The 15,697-nt window shown below is 42.5% G+C and carries 12 protein-coding genes and 1 pseudogene; 5 read left to right on the forward strand and 8 right to left on the reverse strand.

Going from position 1 to position 15,697, the window contains the following annotated elements; all coding sequences use genetic code 11:
* Window positions 1–127 precede the first annotated feature (127 nt).
* Window positions 128–518, reverse strand: a pseudogene (locus tag F6K37_RS15435) (hypothetical protein); the annotation flags it as partial.
* Window positions 519–1,006: 488 nt separating this feature from the next.
* On the opposite strand from F6K37_RS15435, the gene F6K37_RS15440 reads away from it, so the two are divergent.
* The 4 genes from F6K37_RS15440 (at window position 1,007) to F6K37_RS15455 (ending at window position 5,361) form a co-directional block, all read left to right on the forward strand.
* Complete coding sequence (locus tag F6K37_RS15440; protein ID WP_287251053.1) at window positions 1,007–1,933, forward strand: SGNH/GDSL hydrolase family protein; 927 nt, start codon at window positions 1,007–1,009, stop codon at window positions 1,931–1,933.
* Complete coding sequence (locus F6K37_RS15445; RefSeq protein ID WP_287251054.1) at window positions 1,930–2,352, forward strand: hypothetical protein; 423 nt, start codon at window positions 1,930–1,932, stop codon at window positions 2,350–2,352. The genes F6K37_RS15440 and F6K37_RS15445 overlap by 4 nt, the downstream gene beginning before the upstream one ends.
* Before the next feature lie 6 nt (window positions 2,353–2,358).
* Entirely contained in the window at window positions 2,359–4,188 is a 1,830-nt protein-coding gene (locus F6K37_RS15450; RefSeq protein ID WP_287251055.1) for a carbamoyltransferase family protein, read from the forward strand.
* 396 nt (window positions 4,189–4,584) lie between these two features.
* Window positions 4,585–5,361: a DUF5131 family protein gene (locus F6K37_RS15455; protein ID WP_287251056.1), complete on the forward strand. Its 777-nt coding sequence runs from the start codon at window positions 4,585–4,587 to the stop codon at window positions 5,359–5,361.
* A gap of 587 nt (window positions 5,362–5,948) precedes the next feature.
* Here F6K37_RS15455 and F6K37_RS15460 read toward each other — a convergent pair.
* The 7 genes from F6K37_RS15460 to F6K37_RS15490 all read right to left on the reverse strand — a co-directional run bounded on the left by F6K37_RS15460 (window position 5,949) and on the right by F6K37_RS15490 (window position 15,181).
* A complete protein-coding gene (locus F6K37_RS15460) occupies window positions 5,949–8,498 on the reverse strand; it encodes a multicopper oxidase family protein (protein WP_287251057.1) in 2,550 nt (849 codons plus the stop codon).
* Between the two features lie 463 nt (window positions 8,499–8,961).
* Window positions 8,962–10,818 (reverse strand): molybdate ABC transporter permease subunit, encoded by a 1,857-nt coding sequence (gene modB / locus F6K37_RS15465; RefSeq protein WP_287251058.1) that lies wholly within the window; start codon window positions 10,816–10,818, stop codon window positions 8,962–8,964.
* Between the two features lie 180 nt (window positions 10,819–10,998).
* Entirely contained in the window at window positions 10,999–11,775 is a 777-nt protein-coding gene (gene modA / locus F6K37_RS15470) for a molybdate ABC transporter substrate-binding protein (RefSeq protein ID WP_287251059.1), read from the reverse strand.
* 7 nt (window positions 11,776–11,782) lie between these two features.
* The gene (locus F6K37_RS15475) at window positions 11,783–12,631 is read right to left on the reverse strand and encodes an amino acid kinase family protein (RefSeq protein ID WP_287251060.1); all 849 of its coding nucleotides are present in this window, start codon (window positions 12,629–12,631) and stop codon (window positions 11,783–11,785) included.
* A 45-nt stretch (window positions 12,632–12,676) separates the two neighbouring features.
* The gene (locus F6K37_RS15480) at window positions 12,677–13,522 is read right to left on the reverse strand and encodes an amino acid kinase family protein (RefSeq protein WP_287251061.1); all 846 of its coding nucleotides are present in this window, start codon (window positions 13,520–13,522) and stop codon (window positions 12,677–12,679) included.
* A 4-nt stretch (window positions 13,523–13,526) separates the two neighbouring features.
* The gene (locus tag F6K37_RS15485; RefSeq protein WP_287251062.1) at window positions 13,527–14,312 is read right to left on the reverse strand and encodes a class I SAM-dependent methyltransferase; all 786 of its coding nucleotides are present in this window, start codon (window positions 14,310–14,312) and stop codon (window positions 13,527–13,529) included.
* A gap of 521 nt (window positions 14,313–14,833) precedes the next feature.
* Window positions 14,834–15,181 (reverse strand): hypothetical protein, encoded by a 348-nt coding sequence (locus F6K37_RS15490; RefSeq protein WP_287251063.1) that lies wholly within the window; start codon window positions 15,179–15,181, stop codon window positions 14,834–14,836.
* 147 nt (window positions 15,182–15,328) lie between these two features.
* Between F6K37_RS15490 and F6K37_RS15495 the strand changes: the two genes are divergently transcribed.
* A complete protein-coding gene (locus F6K37_RS15495; RefSeq protein WP_287251064.1) occupies window positions 15,329–15,475 on the forward strand; it encodes a transposase in 147 nt (48 codons plus the stop codon).
* Window positions 15,476–15,697 lie beyond the last annotated feature (222 nt).

Consider the following 15,697-nt stretch of genomic DNA (forward strand, 5'->3'; position numbering starts at 1 on the left):
ACCTCTAATTACGACCCTGACCCAGCCATGGCCTCCCGCAAACAACATCAGAAAAGGTACTATCGACTCGAATTTAAGGTAAAAACCTACGATTATGCTTTTCATTAAGTTTTGTCAGTCAACCAGGCTTACTAGTTAAGGTCACTATTGTTGAATAAGCGCGGAAATAAGGCTAATTTATTTTTGCCTATTTTTTTGTTTTTATTCAGACTTTTTCTTAAGTCAACGAACAAATTATAAAACACCATTGGATTTCTAACTTTGCTCGCCTTAGAGAAAGTCGATATGTCTACATCTATACCACGTACATTCAAACGTTTGAATAAACTCCTCATACTAGTTTGACTCTGATCTAATACAAAGTCTAACCAGGTTGACACAAATAGCGATGCAGTCGCTCATGGGGGTTTCCCCCATGAGCGACTGCATCAAGACAGGAAAGTATTGAGGACTGGATAATCATCAGTAGGTAGTTTTTCTAGGTATTTTTTGACGATTTTTGGAAAATTTGATATCATCGAATCAACATTATTATATTTTTATTTAGCCTCTATTTTATCAAATTAGAGGCTATTTGTCTAGGTTTTTAACTATCATTCAACATTTCTGGGTTAAAGTGTAAGCATTATCTGATACAATAGGCGTGCTTCAGTATGAACACACATCAACCAACCAGGAGTAAAACATGGACAAGCTTTGGCAGTCTATCAAAAACTACCTCTCCTCTCTCAAATCAGCAGTGACCCGTAAGAAAAGAGAGAAGAAGGAACAAGAAGATGATCCCTATATCTATCCACACTTTTAACTGCCCGCTGGGAAGTATCTCGCCATAATCTACGATTAGACGTTGGCAGGATTTTAGAGCAATTGGAGGCGATCTCTGGCAACTGTTAATTCATGTTAAAAAGATTAACAGTTGTTTAAAGTAATGGTTGGATTTGATTGTCTGCTTCAGAATGATCAACACAGAATAAATAAATTGATTGTGTCCAGTTAGTGAACGAGCATGAATCTATCAGCCTACAAAGCTTCAGCATCTCTTTTTTTACCAGATCAGATGCCCTATACGCCTGTGGTAGAGGTGTATAAGTCCGGTGAGTTTAAGTGGTTTGGCAGCGATCGCGAAAAGGAATATAGAAAAAAACCCCATCCCGTTTTGGGCTCAGAAGATATCACTTATCAGATCAACAGTTATGGCTATCGTTGTCCTGAATTTGAAATGCGTCACCAAGTTCCCGAAGATGCGATTCATTTCGTAACAGTCGCGTCTAGTGATGCTTTTGGTACAGGTCTTCCGGAGGAGAAAACTTATCCTGCGGTTCTTACAGATTTTTTGCAAAGTTACCTCGGTCGTCAGGTGATCAACTGGAACTTGGGTATGGGGGGCGGTAGTGCAGATTACATTACTCGCACCCTAATTTCAGCACTACAGATTTTGCAGCCCAATATTGTTTTGCTCACCTTCCCACCGGGTATGGCTCGACGGGAATATATCGGTGACAATGGTCGTTTATTTCACTGTATGCCCACTCATATTGTGGGATGGGATGATCGGGGAGATTGGGAAGCCAGAGATGTTCTCAAAGCTCACAAGCAGCTTCTAAGTACTTATAACAACCCAATGCATCTGTTCAAAAACTATAAGGTGTGTGAAGCACTTTGTGAACAGTTTGGCGTGATGTGGGTCTTTTCAAGCTTCGATGTGGCGGTCTTTGAACCGATGAAGCATTTGATTCATGTAGGCAAGTTAGTGGGTCCCGGTTTAGGTGTTTTGACCGATCAGTATAAAGGCAATCCCGAAATTGGATTAGCCCGTGATTGGCTTCATCCCGGTATTCAACCGGCTAAGGAATATGCGGAGGGTTGTTTTGCTCGTCTGCAAGACTGCTACGGTTCTTCACTCGAAAAACTCAAAGAAGGAAAATCATTGTGAGCAGTAATAGTAGTAAACAAACGGTCAGTGATGCTCTATTAGATGTCCAACACCATCCAAATCGCCGGCGACGGATTCAGCGTTTTGGGGTTGTCATGCTTGTCATGTTACTGTTGGGCAGTCTACTATTACCTTACACCCTCAGCTTAGGAATTGTTGCTGTTGGGGTAGGAGGGATAACCGTGTTCTCTCCCCAACTTTTATCTCCAATTTACTCTGTATTGGCTCCGCTGTTCAGCATCGGATTGAATCTGCTGCTAACACTATTATTTTATATAATAATCACTCCGATTGCTCTAGTGTCCCGTTTCTTCGGGATTGATTTCATTCAAAGAAATCTTGAGCCAGAAGTCCAAAGTTATTGGATAGAGCGTCAAAATTTGCTTCCCCATGGCAAATATATGAAAAGCCTGAGGTAATCCGTCATGAAAATTCTTGGTATTTCAGCCTTTTACCATGATAGTGCTGCTGCTATTGTTATCAATGGCAAAATTGTTGCAGCCGCTCAAGAAGAACGTTTTACCCGTATTAAACATGACTTACGGTTTCCGTTCAATGCGATCTCGAGCTGTCTCAAACAAGCAGAAATCGAACTACATGAACTAGATTATGTGGTATTTCATGAAAAACCCCTGCGGAAATTTAACCGCTTAGTTAAAACCTATTTGGGATTTGCACCCAGCGGGTATACTTCCTTTGCTAAAGCCATTCCGTTATGGTTAACGAATAAACTATTTCAAAAAGGCACAATTCTGGATGCGCTCGCAACCTTTGGTTCATTTGATGCCAAACGATTATTGTTTTCTGAACACCATTTGAGTCATGCTGCCAGTGCGTTTTTTCCCTCTCCATTTACAGAGGCAACTGTACTGACCCTTGATGGTGTGGGAGAATCTGCCACCACAACAGTTGCCAAGGGAAACAGCAATCAGTTAACGATTACCAAGGAGTTACATTTTCCCCACTCCCTGGGAATGCTTTATGCTGCATTTACCTACTATACCGGCTTTAAAGTCAATTCGGGTGAATATAAAGTCATGGGTTTAGCACCCTATGGGCGACCCATTTATGCTGAGAGAATTTTAGAACATTTAGTCGATTTAAAACCCGATGGAAGTTATCGCCTGAACCAGGAGTATTTTAATTACTGTACCGGTTTAACGATGACCAATGACAAGTTTGACGAGCTGTTTGAAGGGCCACGCCGCACTCCGGAAGACAGACTGACACAAAAACACATGGACTTAGCCGCATCGGTTCAGAGTGTAACAGAGGAAATTGTCTTGCAAATCACTCGCAACCTGGCAAAAGACAGTCCTCATGGTAATCTGTGTCTAGCGGGTGGGGTGGCGTTAAATTGCGTTGCCAATGGTAATATTTTACGGGATGGTTCTTTTGAACGAATTTGGATTCAGCCAGCGGCTGGTGACGCTGGCGGGTCTTTGGGAGCAGCCTTAGCCGCCTATTACCTGTATGCAAAACAACCCAGAACCACCGTAGCGGGTCAAGATACCATGCAGGGCAGTTATTTGGGGCCTAGCTTCAGCCCAGCAGAGTGTGAACGCCGTTTACAAGCTGCTGGTGCAGTGATTCATCCCCTGAGTGAAGACGGCATGATTCATGAAACAGCCAATGCTTTAGCAGCAGAAAAAGCTGTAGGTTGGTTTCAGGGACAGATGGAATTTGGCCCCCGTGCTTTAGGTGGGCGATCGATTTTGGCTGACCCCCGCTCGGAAACAATGCAAAAGAAACTGAATTTAAAAGTTAAATTTCGAGAATCATTCCGCCCTTTTGCACCTTCTGTGCTGGCTGAGGATGTCTCAGATTGGTTTGAGTTAGATCGGGAAAGTCCCTATATGCTGCTAGTGGCTGAGGTCAAGCAAGAATTGCAGCGTTCCATGACGGAAGAGGAAAAAGGGTTGTTTGGGATTGAGAAACTCAATGTCCCGCGTTCGACAATTCCTGCGGTGACTCATGTGGACTATTCGGCGCGGGTACAAACAGTTCATCTGGAAACCAATCCACGATACTACAAGCTGCTGAAAGCGTTTAAACAACGTACAGGTTGCTCGGTTTTAGTGAATACCAGCTTTAACGTCCGAGGTGAACCGATTGTCTGCACCCCAGAAGATGCCTTTTCCTGCTTTATGGGCACAAATTTAGATGTGTTGGTTGTAGAAAACTGTCTGTTATTTAAGGAAGAGCAGGATATGTCTTTGGCTAAGGATTATAAGGATGCCTTTGAATTAGACTAAATCTGGTAGCAAATAAACGATGAGTGTTACATCTAATTAAACGTGAGTTCGATGAAAATATCAATTTTGGGTTGTCCAACGAAAGAATCAGCCTTCCAGCTTACGAAAGAATGAGGGTTTGAGACTCCGTCGAACTCACGTTAATTAAGAATTATCAAGTTTACTATTCAATCATTTTCCCAGTTTGCCTTGCTTCTTCTAACCAAAGATTAAATTGTTCCTGGTGCTGCGTTACCCAGTAGAGACGTTCAATTGAACGTCTCTACCTAGAAAACTGATTTTTCAGATTGATTGATTCAACGGATTTCATAGAAGAATTTTTGACAAGAGAAAAGTTATAATTGTCGCCAAAGATAGTTTTTTTGTAAACTTATTCATCATTTTTTATTTTAATAGATGGAATGTGTCGATGTCACTGACAATATCATTGTCGCAATTGAAGGAGGGTGGTGGTGCGAGAAAATCTCGGCTGGCTGTGCTCACTGTTATGCCGAGCGAATCAATCAGAATCAGTTTTTTGGCGGCAATCAATTATCTTATCTATCCCCTCCTCCGGCACTCAGGCTCAGGCACGATATTTTAGCAAGTTGGCAACGGCAACGAAAAAAAAAGCGACATTTTGTCGCCAGTATGACGGACATATTTGGACAATGGGTCCCGCGCGAGTGGCACATTGAAATGCTTGATGCGATGGTTAGTGCTCCCAAGCAGATTTTTATGTTACTCACCAAACGTCCCCACATCATGGGCATGGCAATTCAAGAGTGGCTTAAGGTAGCAGACAGGGATTACTTACCGACCAACATCTGGGTTGGCTGTACCATTGAAAACCAAGCTGTTCTCATCCCCAGGCTCTCCGATCTGGTTCAAATCCCTGCCCACAAACACTGGATCGTCTGTGAACCCCTATTAGAGAAAATTGAAAATTGGGGGAATTTTCTATCCTCCCTTGATTTAGTCATCATTGGTGGGGAAACAGGTCACAATGCCAGGATTTGTGACCCCAATTGGATATCTGAAATTATTGCCAACTGTAAGGAGACTCATCCTTCTCCTGCCGTCTTTGTTAAGCAACTAGGGAGCAATTGCCCCCTGGAACTAGCTGACCCCAAAGGGAGTAACCCCCAAGAATGGCCAGCTAGTTTGCATGTGCGAGAATTTCCTGATTACTAAGCCGTAGGGCATACGGTTCAGGGGGCGACAAGCCCCCTCAAAGCAAGACATAGAGGAGGTGCGGGTGGTTAAGGTTTGTCATCAAAAAACCTTATGGAGCTAGTCACCGCAGCCCGACTCACGTGAGGTATCAGAAAGAGTAGTAGATTGTGGTAAAAAAGAATGGTCTCGTGAATTTGACAAGACCATTATTATTTAATGTTACCTTCATTCTACCAGACCCATCTACAAAAATATCTCAGTGATTCGCAACTGCTGACCCTGAATTTGTTGGTTGCATTACTGCAAACTTACAAGCAAGTGCGAATAGAAAGGTTGGCGGCTACACTACCAATACCTATAAAACAGAACAGTCGTCGCCGTCATTTACAACGATTTTTAATCTCAAATAGATTAAGCGTGGTACTGCTGTGGTTTCCCATAATTCAAGAGATAGTCAAGCTCAATATCTCCCCAGGGCCTCAACTGATAATTGCTTCAGGGGGCTTGTCGCCCCCTGAAGGCATACGGTCAAGATGCTTAGTGAGGGCAAGTATATTGGTATCCCTATGAACTAAGAATCCCCTTCAATTTATTGATGGGGAGTGTCAAAAACGTATGATGGGATCTGGATTGACTATTCCCACAATTTTACCATCACTGGTGATTTCAACTTGGGGAGGGAAGCTCTCTTTGCCCAATTGAGAATATACCGGAAAGCCTTCTTGTTTTCCATACCATCTTAAGGGTTCAAAATAGGCATTGGGGTAAGATTCGGCTGGTATATTGGGATGGTTATAAGGTTCAAAATGGGTAGGTGGATAATAATTAGCGGGTAAGGCACCTAAATCACCAATGGTCACTTTGGGAACAACACCAGTGGAGGTTTTCACTTGAGTGAAAGGATTATACCCTGTGCCGCCATCATCATTCATCACATAAATCGTCTGCATCATACCCTGGTCTTCATGGTTGAGCAAGTGACAATGGAAAACGTACTTACCCCAAAAATCGGTAAAGCGTAGACGAATTTTGAGATAGCCATAGATAAATCCCTCAACTCCTTTGAAATTATTGTCTGGATAATCTAATTTATTTAAATCCGGAATATATTTGAAAGGAGGGATTGGATAAGTATCATGCCAAGGTGAAGTAGCGGGATCGTACTTAACAGGGTTGTTTTCGTCGTAGTTGGGATCATATACCTCAACCACTTGAAAAGGAGCCATATGAATGTGGAACGGATGGGCAACATTACTGTAATTGAAGATAATCCATTCTTCACAGGTGTTGAGCTTGACTAACTGAACCGTCTCATTCCGATAAGCACCTGCGGTGAATCGACCTGGGTTATAAGGTTTCTTTTCGTCTAACTCATATGCCCCTATAACTTTGTATGCCGGAAGATAGGAAATATAGTTGCTTCCGCTCTTGGGAGTGAAAGAAACTCCATTAATCTGAAGCAAACGGGGGTTGGGGTTAGCTTGGCCTGGATTTAGTTTGCCAGATTTGATGTCCTTGTTAAACTGCTTTCCATCCTTATCTTCTTCGTCTTTTGGACGCTGCATATAAAAGTTGCAATTTTGGGTTCTGGTTTCCTTATAGAACCCAAACACAAAGGGACGCTCATAAATTAAACTTTGAATCGCGTCATTACCATTTTCTTCTTTATATCTGACTTCATAGTGTAACAATTGGTCATCCGTAATCGGTTGGAGATATTCGGGGAAATCACCAGGAATAGTATCAGGAATATTTTTGGGTGAGGTAACCCGATCCCCTTCTACCGTTATCGTTGCCAGAATCTGTTGTTGCTGGGGTCCTTCTCTCATCAATGTAGAAACAATAATACCAAATTCACCTAGATTACCCCGTCCTGCCCTCCAAACCTTTTTCCAGAGTTGGTAAGTACCAGGTTCATTCAGTTGGATCAACAAATCAGCTCGATTGGCAGGGTTTAACACTAAAACTTGCTTAACTTCAGGAGCTCGTCCATAAAAGCTAATCCCATCAAGAGCAATCACATTAAGATCCTGTAATGTCTGTGTTTTTCCATCGTCTTCCACCTTGCGTAGTTCAAGCTGAATAAAGCCCCGCGTCGTCGCTGTAGCATTAATAAATCGCCAGCGATGTAATTCCCCAGGTTGCATCTTTAAGATCGGATTCAAGTAACCGTTAATCGTAAATTTGTAAGATGCAGGGCTACAGTTGTAGATCATCTGGTCACCAGGAACCGGTGGTAAGTCGGGATCAGGCTTGACAATGGCATCTTCGGTAATCACTTCCTGGGCGATCATTACCAGGTCGCGATCTACATCAATTACCGCATCTCCTTGTTCTTCGATAATTAATGCACCGACCATACCATCCGCCAGTTGTAAAGCCGTTGAGCCATGTTGGTGGGGATGATACCAATGGGTACCGGGGGCATGAAATTTAGGCACAACCACCTGGTACAGATGCTCACCAGTGCTACCCATTTCCCCTTTGGGGTGAACGGCTGCAAAGATGTCATCGGAAGAGAGGCTCACTGGACTATCCAGAGCGGAACCAGGTTGACCTGCCAGAGTGCGACTCAGCGGCGAAACGTGGAACCCATGGAAGTGCAGGTTGGTTGTATTAAAATCCTTGGGCCTGTCAGCAACTCCTGGACTACCTGTACTCGGGTGGGGAGGGGCGGAGGGGTAGTTAGTACCCTCATTGGGGGGAAGATTGTTCTTCAGCTTAAGATTTAAAGTATTTTTATTGGGATTTCTGGCCTTAAATTTGAATGTCGGTCCTGGTCGCAGAAGATGGTTTGATGTGCGCTCAAAAGGTCCTTGTTCACCGTAGGAGTAGTAACGCATCGTTACTTCCTGGCGAGTTTCCGATGAGAAGCTAACAGCTTCTGAAATATAATCAATAGCCAGTTCTGTGGGATTCTCAGCAGTACCCAGGGGAGCAACCGGGGGTTGTTGGAAGGTGGGAAGAGTTGTTGTTTGTAACTGTTTCCCTTGACAGCCCCTTGCTCCTTTAGCAAAAGCAGGAGCAGAAAAGGCTAATCCAGTGGCAGCTCCTGCTCCTATTGCCAAGAAATGACGTCGGCCGAAATGAAACTTCTGAGCGTCTAACTCTTGCTCAGAGCTGTGCTGTTCTGGAGAGGGTTTTTCCTGTGTCATGAGCAAATTGCCTGTTTGTGTCAAAGTTTTTTTGAGAGAATCATTCTGAGGTGACGGGATGCTCTTTAATTCAACTCAATCAGAATGACTACTTCTGACCTTTCACGAATAAGCAGAGTAAACTATCCCGATATGCAAGGAAAATTAAGGCAGTCAGACCAGATCTGTTAGACCAGGTTATTGAACTGGATTTAATGTTTCTTTGAATGACCCTCTACGATTTAATCATATTTTTGACCTGTTGTCAAATATGATTACCTACTCTTAGTAGTTGCTTGCAAACAGAACAATTTGCTGCTAACATTAGGGGTCTTGGCAACTTTTGGTGATCCTCAAATTAGGTATTGGTCGTAGTAGTGTGTTTCGAGATCTACGTCACCCCCATTTTTTAGAACATCAAGGTCGTAGTGACCGGAGACGGTCTAAATTAGACCCATATAAAGATTATCTGATCGATATGCTCTTACAATGTGGGCATTAAGATAAGTTGGAGAGGATCTAAATAAACATACCAAGGAAAGGGATGATCCTTAATTTTATCCCATTTTTCCTTAAAAACTTCTCCTTGTAGGTGATAATCTAGTTCATGGTTTGCAGAAGAGTTGAGCTTAAGATAAAGAGTTATACGATAGGGTGTTTCACTAATTCTGACTAACCAACAAGGAAAAGTATTAACTGTCTCTTGCTTGATAACAAATTTGAGATGATGAGCGCGGATACCGACATAGGTTAATGATGAGTTAAGCTGTTCAACAACTTGAAGACGACAATGCCAGTCAATCGCTTTGATGTGATACGGATCGACAATCTGTAGACGAGAAAAGTTCTTGCACTCGGTAAGCTGTGCCACTTTAAAATTAGGTGGATGTCGGAAAATGTCTTCTTTATAACCCGCCCCAATGACTTGACCGTGATCAAGAATGACTAGATCTTCACAAACTCGATAAGCTTCTTCTAATTTGTGGGTCACTAACAGCATCACCCCTTGATAGTTAGCAAAAACATCTGCTAATAATTGTTCAATTTGACTGCGTAAATAGTTGTCTAAAGCTGAAAGCGGTTCGTCCAGCAGTATTGCTTCTGGTTCAATCGCTAAGGCTCTGGCTAGTGCCACTCTTTGTTGTTGTCCCCCAGATAATTGATGAGGATAACGTTTTTCTAGCCCCTGTAACTGCATTAAATCAATGTATTTTTGAACTTGCTTGCGCCGCTCTTCTTTCGGCAAATGCTGTAAGCCAAAACCAATGTTGCGAGCCACTCTCATGTGAGGAAATAGAGCATAATTTTGAAAGACAAAACCAATACGACGTTGGCGACAAGATAGGTTTATATTCTTGTCAGAGTCAAATAAGATGCGTCCGTTGAGGACAATCCGTCCACGAGACGGAGTTTCTAAACCCGCAATACAACGCAAGGTCATACTTTTACCAGAACCCGAAGCTCCCAATATTCCCAACAGTTTATTATTAGCATTTAGGGTAGTAATCAAACTAAAACTAGGTAAATCTTTTTCTATTTCAAGAATGAGTTGTTGATAAAAATGGCGTTGATTTTTGGCTTGAATGTGGTGGGTAGATTGAAAAACAGAAAACCAACGACTTGTAATTAATGACCAACGACTGATTGCTGAGGCTCCCAATCTATCTGAAAGCTGCTCAAGCCAACCGTCTGTATCAGACCAATAATTAATGGTAACAATGACTCCTAGAGCGATCGCGACTAAAATGATTACCCAAATTAACGCTTCTTCCATGTTCCCTGCTTCTGCTGCAAAGTAAATCGCTAGGGGCATGGTTTGGGTCTTGCCAGGAATGCTACCTGCTAACATCAAGGTCGCTCCAAATTCTCCTAGTGCCCTAGCAAAGGTTAAAATTGTCCCAGAAACGATTCCTCGCCAGCTTAAAGGCAGAACGATTTGCCAAAAGATCCTATTTTCATTGGCTCCTAAAGTGCGAGCACAATTAATCAGATCTTTCTTGATCTGTTCAAATGCTGCTAATGTCGTTTTATACATCAAGGGAAATGCCACTACAGTAGAAGCGATTACTGTAGCTTGCCAAGAAAATATAATGCTAATTCCCCATTGCTGTAATCCTTGTCCGATGGGGCTATTTCTACCGAACAATAACAACAGTAAGAAACCTGTCACAATGGGCGGAAGTACCAAGGGAAGAGTCAAAATACCATCGATTAGACCTTTTCCTTTGCCCTGATAGCTAAACATCACCTCTGCCACGGCAATTCCTGCGATAAAGGCAAAAACAGTAGCCACCGAAGCCGTTTTTAAAGAAATCCAGAGAGGCGAAAGGTCTAAGGGCATTAATTAAGTAATAAGTAATAAGTGATAAGTGATAAGTAATAAGTAATATAGTGCTTCGCGCTGGTGTAGTTACAGACTCCCAGATGATATACAGATCCCAAAGGAAATTCATTCATTATTTGTAAATAGACGAGCGCGACTTGCTATAAGTAATAAGTAATAAGTGATAAGTAATAATTTTTACTTTTTAAAGCCGTATTCTGTCAAAACATTTTGAGCTGCATTACTTAAGATAAATTGGATAAAATATTGGGCAGCTTCTGGATGTTTACTATCTTGGGCAATCGCAATGGGATAGACAATGGGAGAATGAGAATCTCTCGGTGCGGTTGCTACAATCTTGACTTGATCTGAGACTTGAGCATCAGTGCTATAAACAATACCCGCTTCCACATTACCCGTTTCTACATAAGCTAAAACTTGGCGGACATTTTTGGCAAAAACCAACTTACTTTCTAAGGGTTGATATAACTTCAGGGAGTCCAATACTTCCTTCGCATATTTCCCGGCGGGAACACTATCCGGCGCACCAATGGCTATTTTATTAACAAAATCACTCTTAAGGTGTGAGAATCCATCGAGATCAGAATTATTGTGAGCTGTGATCAGCACGACCTCATTTTTGAGCAGATTTTGGCGTGTATTATCTAGCAAAAAGTTTTTATTTTCCAAAGCATCCATGTGTTGCTTTGCTGCGGAAATATACACATCCACTGGCGCACCTTGTTCGATTTGGTGTCGAAGGGAACCGGAAGAACCAAAGTTATAGGTAAGCCTAATATTAGGATTTTGTTGACTGTACAAATTACCAATCTCTTGGATCGCATCTTGTAGACTACTAGCCGCAGAGATAGTCAGAGTGATTGTAGACGAATCTTCACTGCCGAAACTCAAAGCAGTGCAAGCAGATAAGAGACTTAACAGACTTAATCCGATAAACTTTCTTCTTCCGATCATTTTCCCCTTATTTATCCGCGTAAATAATTGTGCCCACATGCTCACCATCAAGAGCTGCTTCTAATTTTTCCGGGATTCTTCCGTTAATGATTTGGAATTTATCTACTAATCGAGAATTAGCGAGTAAATCAATGAGAATACGCTCAAAAGGTAGTGTTTCTAAATTGCGTTGTTTTAACTCTGTTGCAGAAATTTCAGGAATAAAATTAGCAGTGGAGTCAAGTTTGGGATCTCGATCATAAAGTCCATCTACATCCTTAACAAGGGTGAGAGTTTTGCAACCAAAACATTCCGCCAGCAGAAAACAGCCGGCATCACTACCATGGGAAGGAATACGTCCGACTTCTGGAGGATGTTCCCAGAGGGAGTAAGGAGGAACACCCGTAAAAATCACACCAGGTACACTGTTGATAAATAGGGGTAAGAGATGACCAAAAATTTCTGGAGGAATCGCCACTACGCCATAGGAAGATAGCAGTGCGCCCAGAATATGAGCGTTTCCTAGGGCATCCGCTTGGGCAAGTTGTGCCAGCACACCTGCTGGCATCCCTAAGTCAATGCCAATCGAGAAGACATGGCGGCTTCTGGCTCCCCCCCCTGTCCCAAGAATCAGCTTTTTAGAACTGAGACAGTTGCCGATTACTTCGACTAAAGGATACATCAGCGATCGCCCAGCATCCAAAATCGACCTGCCTCCAATTTTAACAACATGGGAATTAGGCAACATCCGAATCACCGGAGTATCTTGAGACTGAGGTTCGGTCGATCTCTGTACCTCTTTATCTAGCAAGCTTTCCCGCATCAGCATAGATTCGAGGTGGTTGCGTTTATCACTGTTTAATTCTGTGTAAGTCATTGTTTTAGTTATCCGTTATCTTGTCGTCGCTTGTTTGTTCGCTGTTTACTGTTTATCGTCTGCGTAGATCAGCGTACCGATATCTTCTCCGTTCAGAGCACGGGTGAGATTGCCTTTGACTAATCCATTAATGACTCGAATTGAACGGCGATTCTCTGATCGTTGCATCATCTCTAAGACTGGACGTTCTACGATTACATCTTGTAGATCTAATTCTTGTAGTTCTGCGACAGAGATTTTTTTGATGAATTTAGCGTTGGGATCTTTTTTGGGATCGGCGGTATATAAGCCTTCCTCATCTTTGATAAAAATCATTGACTTGGTACCAAAAACTTCGCTGATCAGATAAGAACCTGTATCTGTGCGATGGGGTGGAATTCTTCCCACCGCAGGGTTTTCGTGCCAGAAAATATAAGGAGGCATCCCAAAGAAAATGACTGCACCCCGCTCTTCTAAGTAAAGGGGGAGTTGGGGAAACTGAACAGGTTCAATAAAAGGGATGCCATGTTTAGCCAGCAGAAAATGGATCATCCGAGCATTCTGCATACTGACAAAAGTACCCAGTACACTCAGAACTCCAGTGGGCAAACCTAAATCTAGTCCCACACTGTAACCATGACGGGCTCTAGTTCCGCCTCCGGTGCCAATGATCATCTTGTGGTGACCTAGATTTTCTACAATTTCATCCATCAAAGGAAAAACTGCTGCTCGTCCACGATCAATAAAACTCTGTCCACCAATTTTCAATAAATTCGCATCGGGTAAAATTTGGATCGGTGGCTGGGCAGCAGTTTGTGCCAACAATCGTTCGTCGCTAAGAGACCCTGAAACTAGGGATTTCCCCAATTCAGAAAGAAGTTCATTGTCTTGAGTCAGAATCATATTTTTCATAAGCTTAGTTGAGGCGAACGCCTTGGAGTATATAAGTTTCTTCAGATTCGATGGGCTGATCTAATCCACCAAAAGTTGCTTGTGCCCAAACTTCTAGTTGATCTAGAACATTGTGCTTAATCTCATCACCGAGCTCAATACCAGCTAAGTTGGCTTTACCTCGCCAAGAGTCAAGGGACTGTCTAGGAGTACTGACGACTTTCCAAGACGACACCACCATAGGCTCAATGGTTTGAGCACCATCCTGAGTAAATCGTTCGATCAATTGATGCATCAACTTGTTTTTTTGTCGTCCCTGCAACGTTTCCTTCGCTAGCAATGTTTGCATCTGGTCTCTCATCTGATTTTTGACGCTATTTTTCTGGCGTTGCACAGTCCCCATCAGTACGACTGCTCGTTCTGCGTGGGCAATGCGCCAGCTTTCACTCACGATGTGTTCTAAGTTCAGTAGATGTAAAGTGCGAGAGCTAAAGATGAGGTTCGCTGTGCCATCTTTAACTGGCCAATATTGGTTAGCATCCCCTTGAACTATCTTAAAATTGTCCCTAGGGTGATCTAGATGCTGACGGAACTCTTGCAGCATGGGCTCGGAAAGATCGAAACCCAGGTATTGAACTGATTCAGAGGTAAACCACTGACCAATTTGCCCTGTTCCTGCACCCACTTCTACGATGCAGTCCCTCGCTTGAATTTCAGCTAGCTGAAAGGCAGTTTCTGCCACCGCTTGGCAAGTTAATTCAGATAAGCCAGTTCTAGCTTCAAAAGTCTTTGCCTGGTCATCAAAAATCATCAAAAACCTCCGGTAGCTTGGAGACCCCCGCACTTTAGCCGGGGGAGGAAAAGCGACGCAGGGGTTAAAACCCCCGTCCCTTAAAGGGGATGTGGATTTTTGTTGGTGGTAAACCTAGGAATCCACAAACCTGTCAACCCATTTCTGGGGTAAAGTTAGCCTACGTGCTAACGCACACGCTCCGCGAACGCCAATGTTATCGGTCGGTACTTTCTTCTGCACACTGCATTATCCCTCGTAGTACTGTTTAATGTCGTTGACCAATTTAACTTAAGTGAGCACAGTTAAATTCACTCAATATTTCTGGTTTGACTGATTAACTAAACGGATTAATAATGATTGAAAAAAGGGCACTTTTATGTTTGAAGAAAACTTGCAACAAAGAGACAGTTGAGTTCTGAATTTTTTAAAAGCACCCTATATATTCAATATTGAGCAAAACAATGCTTCCGATCAGTCCAGCACAGCTCTCAACCAATCAATTGAACCGGACTATCATTCATTCAACATTAATCAATAGCTTACCAACCTGCACCTTTGCGTGTGGAGGCTCTTAATTGATTAACTTCCTCGATTAGATCTATAAGTCTATCTTGCCCTGAACCTTTTTGATTTCGCAGCTCAAGTCTGGAACCTATCCAATCGATCAATAATTGCTTCTCTTCTGCTTCATCTCCCACGTCTGCTTTCATAAATCGCAAGAAATAAGGTACATCATATTCAATATAATGACCCCATACATCATAAGCAGCAACAGTCCAATCAATTTGCCATACTTGTCTTAAAAGTTTTAGGAATATTTTTTCCGATAGGGGTCGATCTTGGTTAGCTAGAGCTATTAATGCCTCACTTAACGCATCCTTATTCACAGTATTTACCTCGCCAAAAATTGTTAGAAGTGTTCTTTATGAACATTAATGTAATTCTATAATGAATTTCTAGGGATAAATCTTTAGATAAAATAAAATTTATAGAACCCATTTGGGATCTTCGTGAGAAAGTATAATGAGTCAAAAATGCCATACTCAAGTAGCTTGACAGACAGAGAGTGGGAAATTATTGAACCTCTGTTGCCAGAAAAGAAGAGAACCCGACCCCCGAAGTGGAGTAAAAGAGAAATATTAAATGGCATTCTCTACCAGCTCAAAAATGGTTGTAAGTAGGTCGTGCAAAAAAAAAGGATGTATGTTACAAATTATAAAGTGTTGCCGAAGAAAGGAGTCAGAGGTATGGGAGCCAGACTGAGAGTGTTTCTCACCCTGGTTGACTGACAAAACTTAATGAAAAGCATAATCGTAGGTTTTTACCTTAAATTCGAGTCGATAGTACCTTTTCTGATGTTGTTTGCGGGAGGCCATGGCTGGGTCAGGGTCGTAATTAGAGGT

Origin of the sequence: Moorena sp. SIO4E2 (assembly GCF_010671945.1) — a bacterium.
Classification (GTDB): domain Bacteria; phylum Cyanobacteriota; class Cyanobacteriia; order Cyanobacteriales; family Coleofasciculaceae; genus Moorena; species Moorena producens.

What these genes read in the sequence shown, in the direction of transcription:
- F6K37_RS15440 (WP_287251053.1), top strand. Translation starts at nt 1,007, where the DNA reads ATGAATCTATCAGCCTACAAAGCTTCAGCATCTCTTTTTTTACCAGAT.
- F6K37_RS15450 (WP_287251055.1), top strand. Translation starts at nt 2,359, where the DNA reads ATGAAAATTCTTGGTATTTCAGCCTTTTACCATGATAGTGCTGCTGCT.
- F6K37_RS15455 (WP_287251056.1), top strand. Translation starts at nt 4,585, where the DNA reads ATGGAATGTGTCGATGTCACTGACAATATCATTGTCGCAATTGAAGGA.
- F6K37_RS15460 (WP_287251057.1), bottom strand. Translation starts at nt 8,498, where the DNA reads ATGACACAGGAAAAACCCTCTCCAGAACAGCACAGCTCTGAGCAAGAG.
- modB (WP_287251058.1), bottom strand. Translation starts at nt 10,818, where the DNA reads ATGCCCTTAGACCTTTCGCCTCTCTGGATTTCTTTAAAAACGGCTTCG.
- modA (WP_287251059.1), bottom strand. Translation starts at nt 11,775, where the DNA reads ATGATCGGAAGAAGAAAGTTTATCGGATTAAGTCTGTTAAGTCTCTTA.
- F6K37_RS15475 (WP_287251060.1), bottom strand. Translation starts at nt 12,631, where the DNA reads ATGACTTACACAGAATTAAACAGTGATAAACGCAACCACCTCGAATCT.
- F6K37_RS15480 (WP_287251061.1), bottom strand. Translation starts at nt 13,522, where the DNA reads ATGAAAAATATGATTCTGACTCAAGACAATGAACTTCTTTCTGAATTG.
- F6K37_RS15485 (WP_287251062.1), bottom strand. Translation starts at nt 14,312, where the DNA reads ATGATTTTTGATGACCAGGCAAAGACTTTTGAAGCTAGAACTGGCTTA.
- F6K37_RS15495 (WP_287251064.1), top strand. Translation starts at nt 15,329, where the DNA reads ATGCCATACTCAAGTAGCTTGACAGACAGAGAGTGGGAAATTATTGAA.